This window comes from Lactobacillus sp. UMNPBX17 (assembly GCF_002553735.1).
Taxonomy (GTDB): domain Bacteria; phylum Bacillota; class Bacilli; order Lactobacillales; family Lactobacillaceae; genus Lactobacillus; species Lactobacillus gallinarum.
This window is the reverse complement of the sequence record NZ_PCYT01000166.1, coordinates 1-727: the sequence shown is the minus strand read 5'-3', so window position 1 is coordinate 727 and position 727 is coordinate 1. Positions and strand designations below refer to the sequence as shown.

Annotated in this window: 1 protein-coding gene; it reads left to right on the top strand. The window is 27.2% G+C overall.

Annotation, left to right across the window (positions count from 1 at the left end):
- Positions 1 to 155: 155 nt before the first annotated feature.
- A partial coding sequence (locus CP368_RS10130; RefSeq protein WP_098046064.1) for a helix-turn-helix transcriptional regulator occupies positions 156 to 727 on the top strand: 572 nt, incomplete at its 3' end.

Sequence of the window (727 nt, the reverse complement as noted above, 5' to 3'; positions counted from 1 at the left end):
ATTAGCTTACAACATGGCATATTGCCTAGAACGATTTAACTAGCACCACGCGTATTAATATTTATAAATTAGATCTTTTTTGAAGTAGAATATTATTATTAGTTATTATATATTTTTGAAGAAATCTTATATTAAGTATATTACTGAGGAATTCTATGAAAATTGGAAAAGCATTACGTGTAGAGCGTCTAAAACTCGGATTAACACAACAACAAATGTGTGAAGGGATTATTAGCAGACCTTTTTATGCTAAAGTTGAAAGTGGGAAAAATAAGATTAATGCAGAAAGTTTATTTCAAATCTTATTTAAACATCAGATTGAAATTGATGACTTTTGCCAACTTATACAAGATACCTATATTACTAAAAATAGAAGGGTTATAAATAAGTTGCAAGAAAGAATGGATTATGCATTTAGTACTAAAGATATTGATTCTTTAATACTAAACTGTAAAAAAATTATGAATGTTCCTGGAGATAGGATTATAAAATTACGAACGTTGGTAGCTATTGCTTATTTTAGAAATGAACTAAATGAGATAGATAACGGGATTAAAAAGAAAATAAAAATAGAATTTAATGAAGGACAGAAATGGACAAAAAGACCAGAATCATTAAGGCTTTTTGCTAATACGATGCCATTATGGTCGCAAGATGAATTAAATTTTTTTATAGGACGATTATTGGCTACAGTCAAAAATGAGAATATTACTGAATTAATGTTAGA